Source organism: Niastella soli (genome assembly GCF_017742245.1).
Classification (GTDB): domain Bacteria; phylum Bacteroidota; class Bacteroidia; order Chitinophagales; family Chitinophagaceae; genus Niastella; species Niastella soli.
In genome coordinates this window covers 485,966-506,984 of the sequence record NZ_JAGHKO010000011.1, presented here as the reverse complement: position 1 = coordinate 506,984, position 21,019 = coordinate 485,966, and the positions used below count along the sequence as shown (strand labels likewise).

General features: G+C 44.2%; 14 protein-coding genes. 7 read left to right on the top strand and 7 right to left on the bottom strand.

The features are described 5' to 3' along the window. Positions 1-345 precede the first annotated feature (345 nt). Both J7I42_RS35755 and J7I42_RS28000 read right to left on the bottom strand, forming a co-directional pair. On the bottom strand, positions 346-474 hold the full coding sequence (locus J7I42_RS35755) for an SEL1-like repeat protein (RefSeq protein WP_378572864.1): 129 nt from the start codon (positions 472-474) through the stop codon (positions 346-348). Positions 475-573: 99 nt separating this feature from the next. Next, positions 574-2,220: a tetratricopeptide repeat protein gene (locus J7I42_RS28000; RefSeq protein WP_209142451.1), complete on the bottom strand. Its 1,647-nt coding sequence runs from the start codon at positions 2,218-2,220 to the stop codon at positions 574-576. A gap of 308 nt (positions 2,221-2,528) precedes the next feature. On the opposite strand from J7I42_RS28000, the gene J7I42_RS27995 reads away from it, so the two are divergent. The 3 genes from J7I42_RS27995 to J7I42_RS27985 all read left to right on the top strand — a co-directional run bounded on the left by J7I42_RS27995 (position 2,529) and on the right by J7I42_RS27985 (position 8,181). After that, a complete protein-coding gene (locus J7I42_RS27995; RefSeq protein WP_209142449.1) occupies positions 2,529-5,315 on the top strand; it encodes a TonB-dependent receptor in 2,787 nt (928 codons plus the stop codon). Between the two features lie 59 nt (positions 5,316-5,374). Then, on the top strand, positions 5,375-6,742 hold the full coding sequence (locus J7I42_RS27990) for a right-handed parallel beta-helix repeat-containing protein (protein WP_209142447.1): 1,368 nt from the start codon (positions 5,375-5,377) through the stop codon (positions 6,740-6,742). 104 nt (positions 6,743-6,846) lie between these two features. Further along, entirely contained in the window at positions 6,847-8,181 is a 1,335-nt protein-coding gene (locus tag J7I42_RS27985; RefSeq protein ID WP_209142445.1) for a histidine-type phosphatase, read from the top strand. 192 nt (positions 8,182-8,373) lie between these two features. Here the strand turns inward: J7I42_RS27985 and surE are convergent, their stop codons facing one another. Beyond that, complete coding sequence (gene surE, locus J7I42_RS27980; RefSeq protein ID WP_209142443.1) at positions 8,374-9,108, bottom strand: 5'/3'-nucleotidase SurE; 735 nt, start codon at positions 9,106-9,108, stop codon at positions 8,374-8,376. Positions 9,109-9,248: 140 nt separating this feature from the next. Here surE and J7I42_RS27975 point away from each other — a divergent pair, with 140 nt between their 5' ends. Beyond that, positions 9,249-10,145 carry a diacylglycerol/lipid kinase family protein gene (locus tag J7I42_RS27975; RefSeq protein WP_209142441.1) on the top strand — a complete coding sequence of 299 codons (897 nt, stop codon included), beginning with the start codon at positions 9,249-9,251 and terminating at the stop codon, positions 10,143-10,145. 246 nt (positions 10,146-10,391) lie between these two features. On the opposite strand, the gene J7I42_RS27970 is transcribed toward J7I42_RS27975, so the two are convergent. The 4 genes from J7I42_RS27970 to J7I42_RS27955 form a co-directional block, all read right to left on the bottom strand. Further along, on the bottom strand, positions 10,392-11,453 hold the full coding sequence (locus tag J7I42_RS27970; RefSeq protein ID WP_209142439.1) for a response regulator: 1,062 nt from the start codon (positions 11,451-11,453) through the stop codon (positions 10,392-10,394). Positions 11,454-11,985: 532 nt separating this feature from the next. Beyond that, entirely contained in the window at positions 11,986-14,808 is a 2,823-nt protein-coding gene (locus J7I42_RS27965) for an FAD-binding and (Fe-S)-binding domain-containing protein (protein ID WP_209142437.1), read from the bottom strand. A 176-nt stretch (positions 14,809-14,984) separates the two neighbouring features. Next, positions 14,985-15,989, bottom strand: a complete 1,005-nt coding sequence (locus J7I42_RS27960; RefSeq protein ID WP_209142435.1) for a hypothetical protein — start codon at positions 15,987-15,989, stop codon at positions 14,985-14,987. A gap of 89 nt (positions 15,990-16,078) precedes the next feature. Further along, positions 16,079-16,861, bottom strand: coding sequence for an alpha/beta hydrolase (locus J7I42_RS27955; protein WP_209142433.1), 783 nt, complete (start codon positions 16,859-16,861; stop codon positions 16,079-16,081). A gap of 440 nt (positions 16,862-17,301) precedes the next feature. Here J7I42_RS27955 and J7I42_RS27950 point away from each other — a divergent pair, with 440 nt between their 5' ends. From J7I42_RS27950 to J7I42_RS27940, 3 genes are all read left to right on the top strand, one after another. Next, positions 17,302-17,772, top strand: a complete 471-nt coding sequence (locus J7I42_RS27950; RefSeq protein WP_209142431.1) for a hypothetical protein — start codon at positions 17,302-17,304, stop codon at positions 17,770-17,772. 102 nt (positions 17,773-17,874) lie between these two features. Beyond that, positions 17,875-20,118 (top strand): CRTAC1 family protein, encoded by a 2,244-nt coding sequence (locus J7I42_RS27945; protein ID WP_209142429.1) that lies wholly within the window; start codon positions 17,875-17,877, stop codon positions 20,116-20,118. Positions 20,119-20,552: 434 nt separating this feature from the next. Beyond that, positions 20,553-20,975, top strand: a complete 423-nt coding sequence (locus tag J7I42_RS27940; RefSeq protein WP_209142427.1) for a response regulator — start codon at positions 20,553-20,555, stop codon at positions 20,973-20,975. The last annotated feature ends 44 nt before the right edge of the window (positions 20,976-21,019 follow it).

The following is a 21,019-nucleotide window of genomic DNA, read 5'->3' as shown; positions in this document are numbered from 1 at the left end:
GATCACTTAAAATGCATGCAGGTAAGAGTAAGTTAATACGGGGAATACTTATATTGAAGGTAATAAAGTAATACTAAATAGTATAATTATTTAACATTACCGGATTCGCAGTATAGGTACCCGATACGCCTTATTTTTTAAAAGAACGTGGTGATTTTATTGAAGGTTATTTAAAGCAGTTTTATGGATTATGGGAAGGAGACCGTAGGCCTTCTATAATTCAAACACTCAATTCTTTAAGCTGCTACTTGGCTAATGTATGTCCGTATTCCTTTGTTTTTAAAAAATAATACTTTGCCCATCGCTTGGACTGGCTAACACCGTCACCTTCTTTGTAACAAAGTCCTAAATTATAAAGGGCTTTGGGGTCATTTTTGCAGCCGCTTTTTTATACCAGAAGACTGCCAATTTCTCGTTTCTTTTTATTCCTTCTCCATAAAAATAGGAATGCCCAAGGTCCCGTTGCGCATCGATCAGTCCGGCACTGGCAGCTTTTTGTAATCGTTTATAAGGGACCGTTCAATCGCATTCCCCATTATAGGTCCGAATGTAAAGAATTTGCATCTTATATCCTCACAACCCCTGCACAAACCCGGTTAAACTTTCATCCTGGCTTAAATTCAATTTCTTTTTCAACCGGTAACGGCTTACGCGCAGGCTGTCTTGCGAAATGCCTAATAAGGTGGCCATGTCTTTGCTGGCCATATTAAGTTTGATGAGCGATAACATCCGCAGGTCATTACTGGTAAGCTCCTCCGTGTGTTTTTTGAGGTTATCGAAAAAAGGCTGGTGCAGCTGCTCAAACGTTTCGCGGAATTCGTTCCAGTACTGGTCGTGGTTAAAGCTTTGGTTTATGTGTTGGATCAATTGCTGCAACTGTTTCTTTTGATCACGCTTGTCGTCTTTCACCAGAAATTCCAGTTTATTGCGCAGGTCCTCGAGCGACTGGTTCTTTTGAATGATGTGCAGCGTGTAAGAGGTCAGTCCCTTTTTCTTTACTTCCAGCTCCTCCATCAACTTGTCTTCCTGCAATTGCCGATTGGCCAGTTCCACCTGCATCAACTCTTTCTGGGTCTCAAAAATATGCCGGTTGCGTTCACTCAGCATTTGTTCATTCCTGATCTTTAATCGCTGGCGGCTGAAAGTTACCCAGCCCAACACAACCAGCAACACCACTACAATAATGACGGCCGTAGTAATGATCAAGGTTATATTGCGTGCGTTTTCCAGCTGAACGATCTCATCGTTTTTCTTGTCTATATCAAACAGCACACTTAAAAAGGCGGTTTGCCGGTTATTTTCTATAGAATAGAGATCGATGGTAGCCCTGCGGGAAAGATCGATATAAAAATAAGCACTGTCCTGCTGCCCCAGTAAATTCCAGGCTTTTCCCAGGTCGCGGTAAGCAGCGCCTTTCTGATACAGGTCATTGATGGCAATGGCCCTGGTCAATGCCTGATCACTCTCCTTGATCGCATCTTGATAGCGACCCGTTTTGCGATATATATCACCCAGGTTATTGATGACCTCAATGCTTGCCACCTGGTTGTTTACCTGGTTATATAATTCCAGGGAACGATTGAAATAATACCAGGCCGAATCATACCGCTCCAGGTCTTCATATATGCTGCCGATATTTTCATAGATCTTGGCCACCACTGGTTGCTGCTCCACATCACGGCATTGCTGTAATGCCAGGCGTTGAAAATAAAAAGCGCTGTCTATCTGTTTTTGCTTTTCGTACAGGTGGCCAATCTTACCATAGGTATCGGCCAGGCCTTCCCTATTACCTAACTTATAATAAATAGACAATGCTTCTTCATATTGTTTGCGGGCAACCGGGATCTGGCGGTTCTGATAATATACCAGCCCCATATCGTTAAGGTTGCGGGCCAGCTGTTCATCATTATTTGTTTCTCGGAATATTTTATCGGCCTTCCCATGAAAATCCAGCGCCTTGGGATAATTACCGAGGTAATAACACACCTGCCCCATCTGTTGCAGACAAATACCCATCGTTTGCCTGTCTTTACCGGCAATGGCCTTACTGTACATTTCTTTCAATAACAAAAAAGCGGAATCAGGGAATTGCTTACTCAACCGCTGGGTATGTAATAATTCGGTACGATCATTCTCCTGTGCGTGAACAGCACTACTTGGTAATAATACCGTAGCTACCACCATTAACCAACCAAACGAAATACCCGGAAAGCAGTTCATGTGCAGAGTTCTTTGTTCTGAATTTCCGTACAAAGAAACCAACTTAAAACATAGAACCTAAAACCCAAACCCGGCTTAACAATTCGGTAATGTTGCGGTAATAAATTGGTAATGACGTTTTTTGTTCTTTGAGATCATTTGACAATCAATACCTTACTTATATCCTGTTAACGTTGTTGCTGAGTTGTTAACGGTGCCTGTAACGCTGTTACCAATTTGTATACACCCGTTTTCATCAATAAAAAGGAGCCTTCTTCACATTTGCACCGGCATGATCACAACTGCATGTCACCCAAAAATTGGCTGTTATGAAGCACTTATTGTCTTTATTTTTTGCCCTGACCAGTCTCGTTATTTCTGTGCATGCACAGGAAATACAAATACAGGGATTGGTACGCGACCAACAAAGCGGGGAAGAAATTCCCGGCGCTACCATCACCATTAATGGACCCTACAAAACTGTGGTCTTTTCTGGTTTGAATGGTTCCTACGTTGCCAAACAACTGGCGGAAGGTACTTACACCATTACTGTTAAATGTATCGGTTACAAACCCTTTGAAACTACGTTTAACGCTACCTCAGAAAAAAAGCAATTCCTCACTATTACCCTTGAACCCGAAAAGCGAGAGCTTACAGAAGTAATTATTGCCGGCAGACATGATAAAGGGTCAGATGCGGCTACCCTGCAGGTAACACGCCGGGCCGATCATATCCTGAATGCCGTATCAGCCAGATCTATTGAAATTTCGCCCGATCTTTCGGTAGCGAATGTTAGCCAGCGTATTTCGGGTGTTTCGCTTGAAAGAAGTTCCAATGGTGAAGGCCAGTATGCTATTATAAGAGGTATGGACAAACGGTATATTTATACCCTCGTTAACGGCATCAAGATCCCCAGTCCTGATAACAAGAACCGCTATGTACCCCTGGACATTTTCCCAGCCGACCTGCTCGACCGTCTCGAAGTAAGCAAATCATTATCGCCCAATATGGAGGGCGATGCAATTGGTGGCGCGGTGAATATGATCATGAAAACCGCGCCGGAAAAATTCTCCGTAAAAGCCAATGCCGCGGTAGGTTATGCTGATAAATACTTTTCTCAGGACTTCAACAGCTTTTCTACTTCGGCTTCCCTGAACAAATCGCCCCGGTACACCAATGGCAACAGTTACCAGGCTACCATGACAGATTTTCCAAACAACGCTTTTTCCTATAGCAGCAAACACAATCCGCTGGCTGCCCTGGCCGGACTTTCCATTGGCGGCCGGGTCCTCCATAATAAACTGGGCATTCTGGTAGCTGGTAGTTTTCAAAATAACTACCGCAATGTGAACAGCGAGTTCTTTGAATCGGAAACTGATAATAATACGGGCGAAGCAACAGTAACGTCTTTCCAATCGCGTCATTATTCCATACAACAGGAACGCAGCGGTATTCACACCCGCCTCGATTACCAGTTGAACCAGAACAACCGCATCAATGCATATGTAGGCTATATGAACCTGACGAAGAACGAATTGCGGATACTCTCTGACACCAACATGCAACTGGGACGTGTAGGACCGGGTACAGGCCGCATTCAGAACAAATACAGAACAAGGCATGATGTACAACAAATTGTGAACACTACATTAAATGGTGAGCATGCCATTGGTAAAAACTTTACGGTAAACTGGACGGGCAACTGGTCAAAAGCCACCTTTAACCGGCCCGATGAAGGCAACCTGAACCTGGTGACCGGAGTATCAAAAGATCCGGCCACAGGCAATCTCGTACAGGCTCCGCTGAACCTCGATGGCACTTCCTACCGCAAATTCGCCTTCAGTAACGATGAAGACAAGACCGGCTATGTGAACATAAGCTATCGTACAAAACTGGGTGCATTCCAAACAACCTGGAGCGCCGGCGGTATGTACCGCAATAAAACCAGGGACAGCCATCTCGATCGCTATATGCTTCGACCTTCAAACCCAAGTATACAAGTATACGATGGCGATATCAGCCACAACAATTTTAATGTATTCAATGGCGAAGGCACTTCAGACGATCCTTTAAACTATTCGGCAAAAGAAAATGTGGGCGCGGCCTATGGTATGGTAAAGATCGACTACCAGAACCTTGAAATAACCGGTGGTGCGCGTTATGAACATACCGACTTAAGCTGGAACAGTGATGTACCTGAAACCAGAGAAGGCAAAACAGGTTCCATTAACTATTATGATGTATTGCCTTCGGCGCACATAAAGTATAACTTCGACAAACAAATGGCGCTCCGGGCTTCTTATTATGCAGCTATCAGCCGCCCAAACTTTTATGAAGTAGTACCGCACGTAGATCCGAGTGCCGATGATGCCGAAGAGGATTACCCCGAAAAAGGCAATCCATTTCTAAAAAGGACCACCTCCGATAATTTCGATCTGCGCTTCGAGTTTTTTCCTCATGCACTTGACCAGATCCTGATTGGCGTCTTTTATAAAAAGCTGGATAACCCGATCGAGTTCTCATTACAGAGTGATAAGGTGAATACCTACTACCAGCCTTACAACTTTGGGAATGCCCGGAACTATGGTTTTGAATTTGACCTCACCAAATACTTCCGCTGGTTCGGGATAAAAGCCAATTATACGTTTACCGATTCAAAGATCACCACTACCAAGATCTACCGCCACAGCTATGCCGGGGGTATAACCTTCGATGAGGTGAACCAAACGCGCCCCTTGCAGGGACAGTCGAAGCATATTGCCAACCTGTCGTTATTGTTGAAAGATGATAACAAAACCGGTTTGAACGCCCAACTGGCCTTTACGTATGTTGGCAGAAGGATCAATACGGTGTCGCAATTCCTAAATAATGATATCTGGCAGAAAGGGTTCACCCAAATGGATTTCTCGCTGGAAAAAAGAATTGCCCGCCAATGGTTTATTTATGCCAAGGTGAATAATATCCTCAACACACCTTATGAATTGTACATCCGCCAGCCATTTAACGGCAGTAGCATCAACGGTGAAGTGCCACACCAAACACCTGGCAAGGATACCTATATAAGAAGGGATACGTATGGAGCAAATTACCTGTTAGGAGTAAAGTTTAAATTATAATGGGGCCCCGCCTCAGCGGGGTGCCGGCCCTGAAACCTGTAACACATAATATTAATACAATGAACACTATAAACATAAAGCATCTAATAATACCTACAATTGCTTTGGCATTGGCCGCCTGTCACAAGGAAGAAATGGTAGACATTTCCCCAGCGAAATTATCTGCCGGGCAAGCCATTACCAGCGATACTTTAACAGGCTCCGTGAAAGGCGTGTTACAAAGCGGCAGAACTTATTATTTCAGGACCGATATAACCGTCAATGCAGGCGATACCCTGTTGATGATGGAAGGCTCCAAACTCATTGCACTGGGCGATGGCAAAACCACCGCTACCAGCCCACAGATAACCTGCAATGGTACTTTTATCAGTCTGGGTACGCCTAACAACCATAATTTCATCACCGTGCCCGATGCGCAACGTAATACCAATTCTGTTGGAAAGGGCCTTTGGGGCGGCATTCAATGCGGCGACAAAAGCGGCGATCTCATTATTAAATGGACACACCTTGAATTTGCCGGAGGTCCCGCCGGTCCCGCAGCGGACCCAGGTGTGTATGCAGCAGGTGATCCGCGCTATACAGTAGTATACACGAATATCAACGGTAATTGCATTTTTGAAGACAACTGGATCTATGGCAGCACCGATGATGGCATGCGGGTACTGCATGGTCATGTAAGTATCATGCGCAATACCTATGAAGCCAATGGTAAAGCCGGTGGCGAAGCCGTGAATATTAAAAATGGCACCCTGGGTGATATTGCCTATAACCTGGCCATCGGAGCCGCTACCAATGGGTTTAAAGTAAGCAACAGTGGCGATGGCCCGGTCCAAACCAATGTGAACGTGTACAACAATACAATGATCAACTGCGGTTTCCGCCAGGTGAAATCGGGTCGAGGTGGTTCAATCAATTTCGAAAAAGGCGCGCAGGGAAAAATATTCAACAATATGATCATTAACTGTCGCTTTGGGTTGCGCGTAACCTCAGATGCCGATGGGGCGCACATCACTTATAATAATCAATTTTATTATGCCAATGATCAACGGATGATCAACCAGTTTAATGCCAGTGATGGAGTTGCCAAAACAATGAGCGGTGATATCCGCAGTACTACACCCGGCACTAACAACCCGCAGTTTGCCCAATACGATGTAAATCAGTTTGACTATACCAAACTGACCTTCCCAATGGACATTACGGCGATGCCGTTCACCATCATTACTGCCGGAAGCTATAATTTCGGTTTGTTGCCTGGTTCACCTGCCTTGAAAAAAGCCAATGCCGATCTGTTTCAACCCATGAAATCGGTACCCCAGAGCGGTACTTATGGTGCTACCACCCTGGCTCCTGGTGTTGACATGGGAGCCTACCAGAGTGATGGCTCGGGTAACCTGCATTATGCATCAAGTCTTTCATTCAATTAACACTGAACCCTGCTTGCTGAACGCAAATACATCAATAAATAGCTGCGTTAAGCATTCAATGTTAAGCGGAAACTGTATCAACATTAAGAAGCTTACTAGTAAATATGATCTCTTTATCCCGAGTAACATTTTTAATAACAGGTATCATCATAGGCGGTTCTACCTTACCGGCACAGGCGCAAACCAATGCCCTGTTTACCGGTACCAAAACACCTTATCCGGCGCCCCCACAACAGTACACCCCGGCCCCTGCCGGTTATAAACCGGTGTTTGTAAATCATGTTGGGCGGCATGGCTCCCGGTTCTTTACAAAAGCCGGCAGCGATGTGCAGGTGTTACAGGTATTGGAAGAAGCCCAAAAAAACAAAGCGCTTACCAGCCTGGGCAAACAACTGCTGATCATGACCCAACGCTTTGTTGGCTTACAAAAAGGCAACTATGAGAACATAACCGGTCTGGGCGTGGCTGAACAACAGCTTATTGGTAAACGTTTATTAGGTAACTACAAACAGGCATTTACCGGAAAAGGACTGGAAATATATGCCACGCATAAAATAAGGACCCAGCAAAGCGCGACCGCCTTTCTCGACAGCTTTGCGGCATATACCGGTAAAAAAGAATACAAAATCTTACCCGATTCGCAGGATACCATGCTTCGTTTTTATGACCTGTCGCCTGCCTACCAGGCATTTAAGAAAAGTGCCGCCGTACAACAAGCGGTCGACTCCCTACGGAACGACCATAAAACCGGGCAGTATGCGCAACAAATTTGCAGCAGGCTGTTTACCCCTGCTTTCAAAACCGATGCGGTAACGTTTTCCCAAAACCTGTATGATGTTTACTGCGGTTCGTTTTCCATTCCCGTTGAAATAAAAAAGCACGGGTATACACCCAACAGCCTCGACTTCCGGATTGCATTCACGCCCCAACAACTGCAATGGTTTGCATTTATAAATGGGGCTGAAGACTTTCTGGAAAAAGGCGCGGGCCGTGATACAGCCGGTATACAGGCAACGGTGGCTACGCCCCTGCTGGCCAATTTTATCAATACCACCAGTGAAGTGGTTGACCATATCAAACAAAAGGATGCCATTCTTCGCTTTACCCATGCAGAAGCTATTTCACCTTTTGCTACATTATTGGGTATACCGCAAGCCAGTGTGCCGGCGGTTTCTATTTATCAGTATAATAAGCACTGGTCGCCAGAAGCTATTATTCCTTTAAGCGCCAATATTCAATGGATCATTTATTCAAATGGCGCCGATCATTTAGTGAAAGTGTTACTGAATGAAAAGGAAATGGTATTGCCTGTTCCTACGCAGCAAGCTCCTTATTATAAGTGGGAGGATGTGAAGAAGTATTATTTGAATAAACTTAGATCATTGGAAACCAAAAAGACCGTGGGCAGTGGTGAGGCGGTAGTAAGCAATAGGCAGTGAATGGGCAAAGGGCAGAAGGCAGAGGGCAGAGATAATACAGACGAGGCTAATGTAGCGTAGGAAATGCATAGGGCAAAAAGGAAAACGCTTAACACGGAAACGATGAGTTGTTTTCGCGTTAAGCGTTTTATATTAAGCAATTTCTGCATTGTATTTCTCTCTGCCTTCTGCCCTTTGCCCTCTGCTGTTTCTTTAAACCGGATGCTCCAGCTTTACCTTCCGCAACATTTGTTCATCCGTCAGGTCTAATCGAAGCGGCGTTATAGAAACGTAATCGTTTTCAACGGCCCAGCGATCGGTCCCCTCTTCAGCCGGTTCCAGGGGTGTTACAGTGAACCAGTAATGTTTTCTGCCCATTGGGTCAACCCCCGGTACTATTTTCCCATCGTATAACCGAACAGACTGGCGTGTCCATTTAATATCTTTTGGCTGGGGCGGAAAGTTTACATTGTACAACCCCAGGTCATTATCTTCAAACAACAAGGCCAGCGTTCTTTCCACGTAGGGTGCCAGCGCCTCAAAGTCGGGTTCTGTTTTACCAACCGGCGTACTTAAGGCAATGCCTCTAATACCCAATAACACCGCTTGTTTGGCCGCAGCCAGCGTACCTGAATGCCACATGGAATTGCCCAGGTTTGGTCCCATATTAATACCCGATAATACTACATCGGTTTTGGCATATAAATGACTGCCCAGGGCCACACAATCGGCCGGCGTACCATTTACCCGCCATGCTTCGATACCTTCAAACGCAATGGGTGATCTTTTTAATGATAAAGGCCGGGAATGCGTAACCGCATGGCCCATGGAGCTTTGTTCCACATCGGGGGCTATCACCGTTACCTTTCCAAAACGGGACGCTATGCGTGCCAGGGCCGCAATACCCGGACTATAAATTCCATCGTCATTGGTTATAAGAATTGTCATAGGACTATAAATATAGAATGTAGAATGTTAAATGCCGGTTTCGGAGGGCAATGCAGGGCAATGGCCTCCGCCAGCACAATATTCAATATTATAATTATGCCACCCGGGTGGTACAATTTTGTATTTACTGATTATTTACAATGAAGACCATTTACCTCATACACAATCCGGGCGCTGGTGATGAAGCGCATTCAAAAGACACTTTATTAAAGTTGATAGAAGCTGCTGGTTATGTGTGTAGATATAGTTCTACAGATGACCGGGATTGGCAAAACATTCCCGCACAAACAGACTTTATCGTAATTGCCGGTGGGGATGGGACCGTAAAGGAGGTTGTTACCCTGCTGTTAAAAAAAGAGCATCCGGTAAAACGCCTGCCAGTAGCTATTTTGCCCTGCGGCACAGCAAATAACATAGCAGGATCATTAAATATAAAAGGGGAACTCATCGACATTATCCGCTCCTGGAGCAACCCTGAAACTACCGCCATAGATGTGGGTGAGATCTTCGATCTGGAAGAAAAACCCGACTTTTTTATTGAAAGCTTTGGCTATGGTCTTTTCCCTTATCTTATGATGGAAATGAAAAAGCAGGGAAAAAACGACATACCTGATAAAGACCAGAAAATGAAAGCCGCCCTGCAATTGATGCATAATATCAGCCATTCCTACAAACCGCATTATTGTGAACTGGTCATAGACGGGGAAGATCATTCCGGTGAATACCTGATGGCAGAGGTCATGAATATCCGCTTTATAGGGCCCAATCTCTTTTTATCACCATTTGGCCATCCGGGCGATGGCACCTTTGAAGTGGTATTGATACCGGGAAGCGACCAGCCAAAATTCGCTGCTTATATCGACAGCAAACTCAATGATGAAGAAGTAGTATATACATTCAAAACCATTAAGGCCGAAGACGTAAAAATAAAATGGAAAGGCAGGCATGTACATGTAGATGATGAACTGATCACCTTAAAGGAAAACACGCCGGTGCATGTACGAATTAAAAACAACGCATTAGTATTTATGAAATAACTGGCAACAATCATAAAAATTTGTGACCACCATCACTAAAAACTATACGAACCTGTTATACATTCGCATTACGGGTTTTTCATAGGATATTTAAAAATCAGAGACTAAGCTCCGATGTCTATCGGAGCTTTTTTTATGCCTATTGATGATCGTTATAAAAGCAAATGCCTCTCCCCGGTTAACCGAAGAGAGGCATTTGCTTTTTAATTTATTTAATAAGTTCTGGTAACTTTGTATTTTACATCATCAGTTCAACAAATTTTCCAGTTCTTTTTCATTTAATATGGTAATGGCGCCATCGTGGATATCGATCAGTTTTTCGCTTTTAAATTCACTGAGCGTTCGGATCATGGATGCGGTAGCCGTTCCGGCAATGGCCGCCAGATTTTCGCGACTTATGTTTATGGAGGTTTTGTATTTCCTGTTTACAGTGATCAGCGCATCCGCCACCTTTTTACGCAGGGAGTTATAGGCCAGTCCCAGTAACAATTGTTCTTTTTCGGTAATGTTGCGGGCCATCATGGTCATAAAACGTACTACCATTTCGCGCCGGGTATTCATTAAACCATCAAATTCATCTTTGGGAATAATGGCCAGTTCGGTATTTTCCATAGTTTCAGCCCTTTCTTTGTAAACCGTTCCTTCAAGCAGGGCCACATAACCTAAAAAGTCGCCTTCCCCATAAATACCAACGATCAACTCCTTCCCTTCTTCATTGGTCTTATATGTTTTTACTTTACCCTTCTTTATATAATATAGTCGCGCCGGACGATTCCCTTCCACATAAATGATCTGTTTGCGTTTATACTTGCAAACATCCCGGTTATCACTCAACAGGCAAAGGATATCTCTATCATTACCGTTTTTGGGAATATCGTGCAAAGGATGGCCGTTGCCATTTACAGGCACCTCACGGGCCACAAACTCCTGTTTAAACCATTCAGCACGCTTTAAACGACATTCTATTGCCTGTAACAGCTCGGTCTTCTCAAAAGGCTTAATGATGTAATCGTCTGCGCCGAGTTCCATACCCTTTCGCATTTCCGCCCGATCGGCAATGGCCGACATAAAAATAAATGGAGTGTTTCGAATGGTGGGATTTTTGTGAATCAAATGCAGCACGCCATAACCATCCAATTGCGGCATCAATACATCGCATAAAATAAGATCGGGCTTTTGATGCAACGCAATTTCAATTCCTGTTTTTCCATCTGCAGCAGTAAAAACATTGTAATTAGCTAACTCCAGGATCTCTGCAATATTTTCCCTGATCCCGGCATTGTTTTCAATAACAAGAATCTTCTTCATGTTTTGGTCGGGTTTTAAAAAATGAGCAATAGCTGTTTTCTATGCATGGCAGGCATAGTCATTGACCTGGTAGGCCTAAGTCTTCTAAGGAACAATTTGCGCTAACTAAAACGGGCAAGGATAAGATAAGGTGGTAAGAGCTAACGTTACGGAGTTCTTGTTTCAAAAATTACGGAGAGATTGCTTTTCCCTATGGTCCACTGTAATGTTATTAAAACAGTGTTGAAAGTGATATTTAATTAACCTGCAAAGGATCGGGTTACTACTAACAAGTTTATACCGGATGGTACTATGTACTTAAAGATAACGTATTTTGTACATTGCCCATATGGTCCTCATAAATTTTTTTTATGAATTCATCAGGCGAATAACAGTACTATAAATTAACTGTTTTTGGATTATTGTTTCCAGGTAAGACACGGTGGGAATGCGCAAAGTTGCACTATTCCATTATTTTTTCATCCTGTTCCATCAGGTTTTTTTGAAAAAAAAATGCGAATACGTTGTAGCCGTCTTTATTAGTTGATCAGCATCATTGTGTTACTTCATCCAGTAAGTACAATACCGAACGATAGTTCTTGCCCGATGATTCGGCCAGAGCCATTTCACAAGTTTTGGCCGTTGAGTAACAATCATTGCAATGGGTATTGTTTACCTCTTCTACTTCAGCACGAGTGGCAGCTGCGGTTAAACCCGGATAATAAAACCCACGATCACCAGCCATCCCACAACAGCCCGCAGTATTGGGAATAACAGGCTCTTCAACGGTTTGGGCTGCCAGCTGTAAAAGGTTTTTGTTCAGGTTCATCTTGTGCAATGAACATACCGGATGAAATACGGCCTTGCTTTTCTTTTTGGTAATAGTTAAACGGGGCAATAATATATCTGTGGCAAATTGAAGGCTATCAATAATTTTTAACCGGTCGAACCGCTGTTGGTTCTCAGATGTCAAATACGGCCGGCAGGTTTGTAACGATTGTGTACAGGAAGTGATATCGAGCACAACAGGCAGGCTTCCGCTTTGGCTCCACTCCCACAAGGTATCAATGGTTTTGTTTACCAGCACCTTGTATGCGGGGGTGAATCCTTTGGAAGAAAATGGCTGGGCGCAGCAGGTACCTGTAAGATTGGAAGGGATCAATAAGCGCACATTGGCTTTTTCAGCCAGACGGCGGCAAACATCCACAATGGATTCTTTTTTCTCTATATCGCGGCCCATGGTACGGCTGATGCAGGAAACAAAATAGACCACTTCGGCCTGCTCAGGTATTTGTGGTTTAACTGTTAAAGGCGCCGTTAACTGTTGTGGCCATAATGGAAAAGCAGGGGCTATTTTTCGCATCCCGCTCGTTAATTTAAACATGGCATTTTTGCCAAACACACTGTTCACCAGGCGGCCGCTGCGTAAACCGGTTTTAATAAGCCGTTCAACCAATCCAAAATTTTTGGCCACCTGCAGGGCAATGGCATTGCCGTTTTTCGAATGATTTTCTTTCCGCAACCGTTTAACCAGCTCACCGGTATTTATTGATACCGGGCATTCGGTTGCACACATGCCATCCACAGCACAGGTATCCAGCCCATCGTAGGCATAGTCTTTCAATATACTATTGTAGGTAACCATATCGCCCGCCTTTTCCAAACGGGATAAAGACCGGCGTAACACAATGCGTTGCCGGGGCGTAAGGGTAAAGTTCCGGCTGGGACACTTATGTTCGCAATATCCGCACTCTACACATTTATCTACTTCCTCTTCCACCACGGGCAGCGGCTTCAGGTTTTTTAAATGACAAGTACTATCCGGGTTTATGATAACCCCCGGGTTCATGATATTATCCGGATCAACCAGGGCTTTCAACTCCTTCATAACAGCATACCCTTCCGTACCCCACTCCGTTTCCACATAGGGCGCAATTTGACGGCCCGTACCATGCTCCGCCTTTAAGGCCCCGTTGTATTTTTTGATGACCAGTTCAGCCAATTCATCATTAAAAGCGCCGAATACGGCTACTTCTTCTGGTGTATCTATCGATTGCGTTACCAGGAAGTGCAGGTTGCCCTCCTTGGCATGACCGAATATAATGGCATCGTAATACTTATATTTAATAAACAGCTTTTGCAGGTCTTCCACGCAATCGCCCAGGTGTTGTACCGGAACGGCTATATCTTCCAGCATCGCCGACGTACCTTTTTGCCGTACCGCTGCCACAGAAGGGTACATGCCCTTGCGCAGCTTCCAGTAACTGGCCTGTAAATATTCGTCGGTAGTAAATTCCGTTTTATAAATAATGGGCAGCGAATTCAGGAACTGGCCGGCCCGGGTTAATTTTTCCTGTAATCCTGCCGCGGAGTCTGACTGGTATTCGCACAGGATGCCTGCGCTGTTTTCCGGTAATGCTTTTAGAAAAGCCGGCGCCCCTGCCTGGTCTTCAATGGAATGAATGGCGGCCCGGTCCATAAACTCCAGGGCTTCGGCATCGCTTTCCCGCAATGCCGGAATGGCCTTACAGGCTGTTACAGGGGAATCAAAGAACAATAGGCCGGTACATTTATAAGGTTTATCAGAAATGGTGTTCAACACCGCCTCGGCTATAAAAGCCAGGGTACCCTCGGCTCCTATCAGCAAATGCGCCAGGATGTCAAGCGGATGCTCATAATCGAGAAAAGCATTGATGCTGTAACCAACCGTATTTTTGAGCTTGTACTTATCCCTGATCTTTGTAGTTAAAACCGGATTGTCCTTTATGCGTTGGGCCAGCTGCAAAATGCCCGCTGACAGCTCAGCCTGAGTAGTTTCAAATCTTTTATAATCATCCTTGTTCTCAGTATCAAACACCTCCCCATTTGGAAGTACAAATTTCACATGCTTCAGCGTATGATAACTATTATTGACCACCCCGCAACACATACCGCTGGAGTTGTTCGACAAAATGCCCCCCATCATGGCGGCATTGATGGAAGCGGGGTCTGGCCCTATCTTCTTTTTATATTGTTTCAGGAAATGGTTCACACGACTGCCGGTAATCCCCGGTTGCACACGTACAGCGCCCCCCTGTTGCTCGGCTTTGATCAGTGGCCAGTTGCGCGACAGATCAACCATGATCCCCTCAGTAACCGACTGCCCCGATAAACTGGTACCGCCGGTACGAAAAGTAAGCGAGGTCTGGTGCTGTTTGGCCAGTTTAAAAAGCAACTGCACTTCTTCAATATTCACTGGAAATACAACCGCCTTGGGTACCAGCGTATAAAAACTGGCATCAGACGAATAGGCATGCAGGTCTATGGGACGGGTTTTCAATCTGTCTGCTGGAAACTGGGCTGCCAGGGCCTCTTGTACTTGCTTTTCCTTTGTCATAGGGGAATCCTCAATAGTTTCACTTTGCAAGGTACATCATTCGGGGGAGGGAATGTGTTGCCAGGCTAATAAGTTGCCAGGTTTACCCTTATAAAACAAAGTTTCCTCCTTTTTTAAGGGAGGAAACGGGTATGCAGAAAAACGCAAGTAGCTGTAGAAACACTGGCTACCGGCTTTTACGGCCAATACCTGTATTTTTCAGTTTTTGTGGGTGCACCAAGCGCACTGTAAGGTGGCGGCTCTGTGTACGAAGTGGAAATCAGGTTTCCATTGGTATCAAACGCATTGGTAAAAGTGATGGTCGCCGTGTTCTTCTGGATAGATTGTACCACATTTCCTAATATAGAATTATCATATCCGATCTCCTGTAGTGGGAAAAAGAATTTGGCACGGGTAAACCAGAAAAGATCACCGGTCCATTGGTCAACAAATTTCTGCAAATCCTGGGCTGCCTGACTTCCCCGTTGATAAGTATATACGGTTGGGGTTGAAATACCGTATTGCTGGGTATAAGTGACCAGGTTACCTGCCCCGTCGTATTCATACTTAAACTGGGAGGTATCCGATTGCTTGTTATAAATTGGAAAATCTGTTCTGGCGATCAACTTCCCATTCAATAATGCCACCGTGTAAAAATCCTGTCCATCGTAATAACTCTGAAGGTGCTTTTTGGCAGAATCAAGATAAGTGATAAACGTAGTATCGCCGCGTTTAACATAGGTAACCGGGCCTTCACTGGTAGCTATCAGGCTGTTTTGGTAACCGGAAACCACTTTGGTAACCTGTCCGATGGAATCGCGCTGAAACTCCATGCGACTGATGTATAACTGGTCATAATTCTTGGTGCACTCATACAGAGTAAGCTGGTAATCGCTGTTATAGGAATAGGTTTCTGTAGCACTATCAGAATAATTTGTGCCGTAATAACGCTTAATTACTATTTTATTATTTACAGAATCAATGGCGATATCGGCACTGTCCTTATAAATAGTACTACTTCTCGCGTATTTAGAGGTGCCTGCTATCGATCTTAATTTAAACCAACTTCGTACAGGCGTAAACAAACTGGCTTTGATCTTCGTAGCATCATTAATGTTATCGTTATTGCCAAGATCGATCTTATGGCATGAAAACAATAGCAGGGAAATTACCCCCGAAAAAATTAATAAATAGCGGTTCATGATAAATGGTTTTTGGTACTGCAAGATACTGTTTGCAGCCAAAAAAAACGCCTCCATACCCGTAAGTATTAAGGCACAAATGAACACCATTATTGCTTCTGTATCCATTCCAGGATCTGTTGCGCATCCTCTTTCCAGGTAGATAATCCTAAAACATGGTGGTTTCGACCCGGCACTTCCAGGTATTCCGTTATCGATCCATTATTTTGTTTATAGCGTTTAAAATTGCGTTTATTGAGGGAAGCCGGAATGATGTTATCGGCAGGACTGGAAACAATGAGCAAAGGCGCATGAGGTTTACTGAAATCTACTTTAGCAGCGCTTGTTAGTCCATCCCGGGCGAGCAGCTTTGATTCCGGCACCACAAACTTATCATATTCCGCCCGTTGCACTGCCTCCGGCATACCGTTCGTAAAGGCATATTGCCAGGTTTTGAACGACATCAGGTAATCTTTTTTGGTAGAAGTGAATAAACCCAGCGAGCCCGTTCCGGCTTTATAAAATGACAATTCCAATGGAATAACGCCCTGGGGCGGAACGGGATGAATGGCCACACCTAATGCCCCATAACCGCGATTGATCAGGATCTGTGTCATTAATCCGCCAAACGAATGACCGATAATAATTGGCTTTTCAGGCAACTGCTTGGCAATCTCGATGTAGTTATTCAACACCGTATTCATTCGCAGTGTGGCAATAGGAGAATCCGGGTGTTGGCTTCGTAACAGGTCGGGAGCCCCCTCTTTCAAAGGCCAGGCCGGCGCCAGGGCCGTATAACCTTTACTTTCAAAGAAATTGACCCAGTCGTCCCAGCATTTGTAACTAACAAAACAGCCTGTTACAAATAAAATAGTCTTTGATTGAATGCTCATTATGGTTGGTTTTTTTTGGCCATATTCAATAGCGCATAGGCTCACCGGAGCCTCGCAAGAGACAGGATCAGAGACAAACAATCGTAAGCAACATGTAATGTTTCAAAGTTTTTGCGACTGGTACTACAGCGTCAGGGATCTGCAACGCAAATGGCCGGATCAGGAAGAAATGCAATTCTCCATGAATTTACTGAGGAAAATTGTACACACAAATTTTAAATTTTTGGCAAGTAAACATTTCTCATCTACATCACTTGCTGCATTTCATAGATGCATAACCGCATAAAGGAATTACAATTAAAAATATGCGTGACCCTTTGCCCGATTTTAAGTAAATTCAGGAAATTTTCGCTTTACCGCTGAAACAGTGCCTGGCCATATTATTGCTTGCAGTACATCTCTTTAACCTTACAGGATATACGCTGCTATTTGACTATTACATGCAGCAGTCCAACAAACAACTAACGCTACAGCTCGATAACCACGAGTACCATGACAACGAGCTCATTGAAGTAAAGATCGCATTACATACACCTTATCTTACCAACTGGAATGATTATGAACGAATAGATGGAGAAGCAGAGGTGAATGGTGTGTTCTATAGCTACGTAAAAAGAAAGGTCCACAACGATACCCTTTATCTGCTTTGCCTGCCAAATAAAAACAAGACCCAGTTAAATTCAGTACGCATTGAATATGCAGGCAAAGTAAATGATATACCCGCTAACGCCAAAGACACCGGTGCGCTTAAAAAAAATCCGGTCTGTATTGAATACTATCAACCGGCAACACAGCTTACTATAGCATTTCCGCTGAAGGAAGCCGGTAAAACAGTACAAGATCCGACGCCACCGTTAATACTGCCCTATTTAAACGCTCCATTCCAGCCTCCACAGGGTTTAACCTGCTAACGCTTATTTAAAGAAAACCCGGTGGGGAAATTCCCCTGCCTATTCATCCACTCGGCTTCCTGATCAATGGTACATTGATCACAGGCCTCAATATATACTTCCATGACCGTTGCCTTTCCTCGAGCATGGCTGGCCATACTTTTATGGCCGGCCTTCTCTTGCAATAACCAATATTCGCCCAATAAAAAAATGATCGATCTGCTGAAAACTGTTGCCATCAGTGAAAATGCGCCCGGCAATGCGTTTGCATCTGATAGAAAGTATACGTTCTACGATTCATTAATACATGCATCAGTCTCTTATCCGGATTCGGCTTCCGCAACCTTTGGTAAGGCCAATACCCTGCTTGAACTGGGACAGGAAGATAAAGCCATTCCGATCTTCGAAGATCTTTTAAAAAGGCTGCCCCCCTATTTGGTTGATAACAGAAAGCTGATCCTGAAAGGCCTGGCCATTGCCTACCTTCGCCTGGGCGAAAGAAAGAACTGTATTTATAATCACAATGGCGAATCGTGTATTTATCCCATTGCCAATAAAGGAATACACATTAACAAACAGGGGGCTGAAAAAGCCATTGAACTATATACCACCTTGCTGAAATACGATGACAGCGACCTGGAATCAAGGTGGCTGCTTAATATAGCGTATATGGCTACCGGCAACTATCCACAAGGTGTGCCGCCACAATTTTTATTAACCCTGCCCGCCGCCGATAGTAGTTGCCCCATTAAACCATTCAGGGACCTTTCTGCCAGGGTTGGACTGAATATAAAAAACATGGCCGGTGGCAGCGTTATAGATGATTTTAATAATGATGGCTACGTTGATATAGTAACCAGCAGCTGGGGAATACAGGAAGGGATGCATTATTACATAAACAACCGGAATGGCACCTTTACAGATGCCACTGCGGCTTCGGGATTAAAAGAACTTACCGGAGGCTTGAATATGGTGCAAACCGACTACAACAATGATGGCTGGAAAGATATTTTTGTGCTGCGGGGAGCCTGGAAAGGGAAATTCGGTAAAGAGCCCAATTCGCTATTAAGAAATAATGGCGATGGCACCTTTACCGATGTTACTCATGAAGCAGGGTTATTATCCTTCTACCCTACCCAAACCGCTACCTGGGCCGATTTTAACAATGATGGCTGGCTCGATGTATATATCGGAAATGAAACAGGCCCTACCGGTGAGATCTACCCCTGCGAATTTTATATTAATAATCGCAACGGCACATTTACCGAATCATCATACAAAACCGGTTGCGCCATGACTGCTTTTGTAAAAGGCGTAACCTCGGGCGACTATAACAATGATGGCTATGTTGATCTTTTCCTTTCCACATTAAACGGGAAAAAGATCCTGTTTAAAAATGAAGGCATTACAAATGGCAGCTGCCATTTTACAAACGTTTCGCAGGAAGCAGGACTGACTGAAAATACTACGTCTACTTTCACCACCTGGTTCTGGGATTATGACAATGATGGATATCTCGACATCCTGGTCAGTGGTTATGAATTCACCCGCTCACTAGCCTGGTATGCAGCGGCAGAAGCATTACATATGCCCCAGAGATCCGGGCATATATTCCTGTTCCGCAATAAACACGATGGAACGTTTGAAGATGTAACGGAAAGCACGGGATTGAACAGGATCGCCTTTTCTATGGGCGGCAATTTTGGCGATATCGACAACGACGGCTGGCTCGACTTTTACATGGGCACCGGCAATCCTCAATACGCTTCTTTAGTTCCGAATAAGCTGTTTAAAAACGTGGGGGGCCAGCGCTTTGCCGATGTAACCATTCCCGCTCGCGTTGGTAATCTGCAAAAGGGACATGGTGTTTCCTTTGTTGACCTGGACAATGACGGCGATCAGGATATTTATATTGAAATGGGGGGTGCCTATGTAGGGGATGCATACGAAAACTCATTGTACCTGAATCCCGGTCAAAACAACAATCACCGGTTATTACTTACCCTGCAAGGAAGCCAATGCAACCGGGCAGCAATTGGAGCGCGGATAAAAATATCTTTTACTGATAATGGCAGTAAACGTGTGGTATATCGGGATGTAAATTCAGGCGGAAGTTTTGGCGCCAACCCACTCATGCAACATATAGGCACAGGCGCGGCAACCACCATTGATGAAATTGCGATACAATGGCCTGGCAAGGCAACAACACAAATATTTAAACAAATGCCAGTGGATATATTGGTCACCATTCAACAAGGTGTGCAAACATACACCACTAAACGACTTCAGTCATTTAATTTCAATAGCATAACACCCAATATCATTGATTGTTTTCCGGCCACAAAAGCCGCGATAAACGCAAAGTAAATGATAGACAACAAAAAGGCCCCTCGGTTTAACAGGTAAACGGAGGGCCTTTTTTATTGCAAAACTTTTTTATTATCCCCTATAAATCACCCTGATTTCCATCCTGTTAAACCTGCTAAATATTGCTTCCGGGAAAGTTTGGCCAGACTATTGCTATGTATTGTTCGAATAAGGAATCGCTTGTTTTAGAGACATATACACTCAATACAACCCGATTCCATAATATCTTCAACTAATGCACCCGGTACTGAACAACTTCAGGTACTGGTTAATGTTCTGACGGTAAGCATACACATCATTCCGTATTCTCACTACTTGTAGCGCTGAAGTATTCAGTACGACTAACTTAGTCTCGTGAAAGAAGAAAAATTGACCACTCAGATTAAACCTGGGTGAGCAATTATTATTCAAACTACAATCTATTATCAGAAAGTATGAAGCGTGTACCAATGACGATATTATACATAGACGATGACCAGGATGATCTGTTGATATTCGAAGAATCTGTTAATACTTTGTTTCCTGATATTACCCTTTTTAAAGCACAAAGCAGTGAGGCGGGTATCAAGATCCTGAATCAGCTTGAATCAGAAAAAAAACCATTCCCCTCATTGATCATGATCGATATGAACATGCCCAAAATGAACGGGAGAGAAACTTTGCAACATTTAAGAAGCATTGAAAAATGGCAGGAAATTCCGATTGCCATTTTCACCACTTCCGCCACTAAAGATGATATTGAGTTTTGTAAATACTATGGATCGGCCTGTATCACCAAGCCGATGAACTTTGCCGATTTCAGCATCACCTTACAAAAACTATTTAATCAAATCCCTCCTGTGGCTCTGGGAATGTAAAAAGGATCTCACCATTCGTAATGACTGCATTTCATCAGTCATTA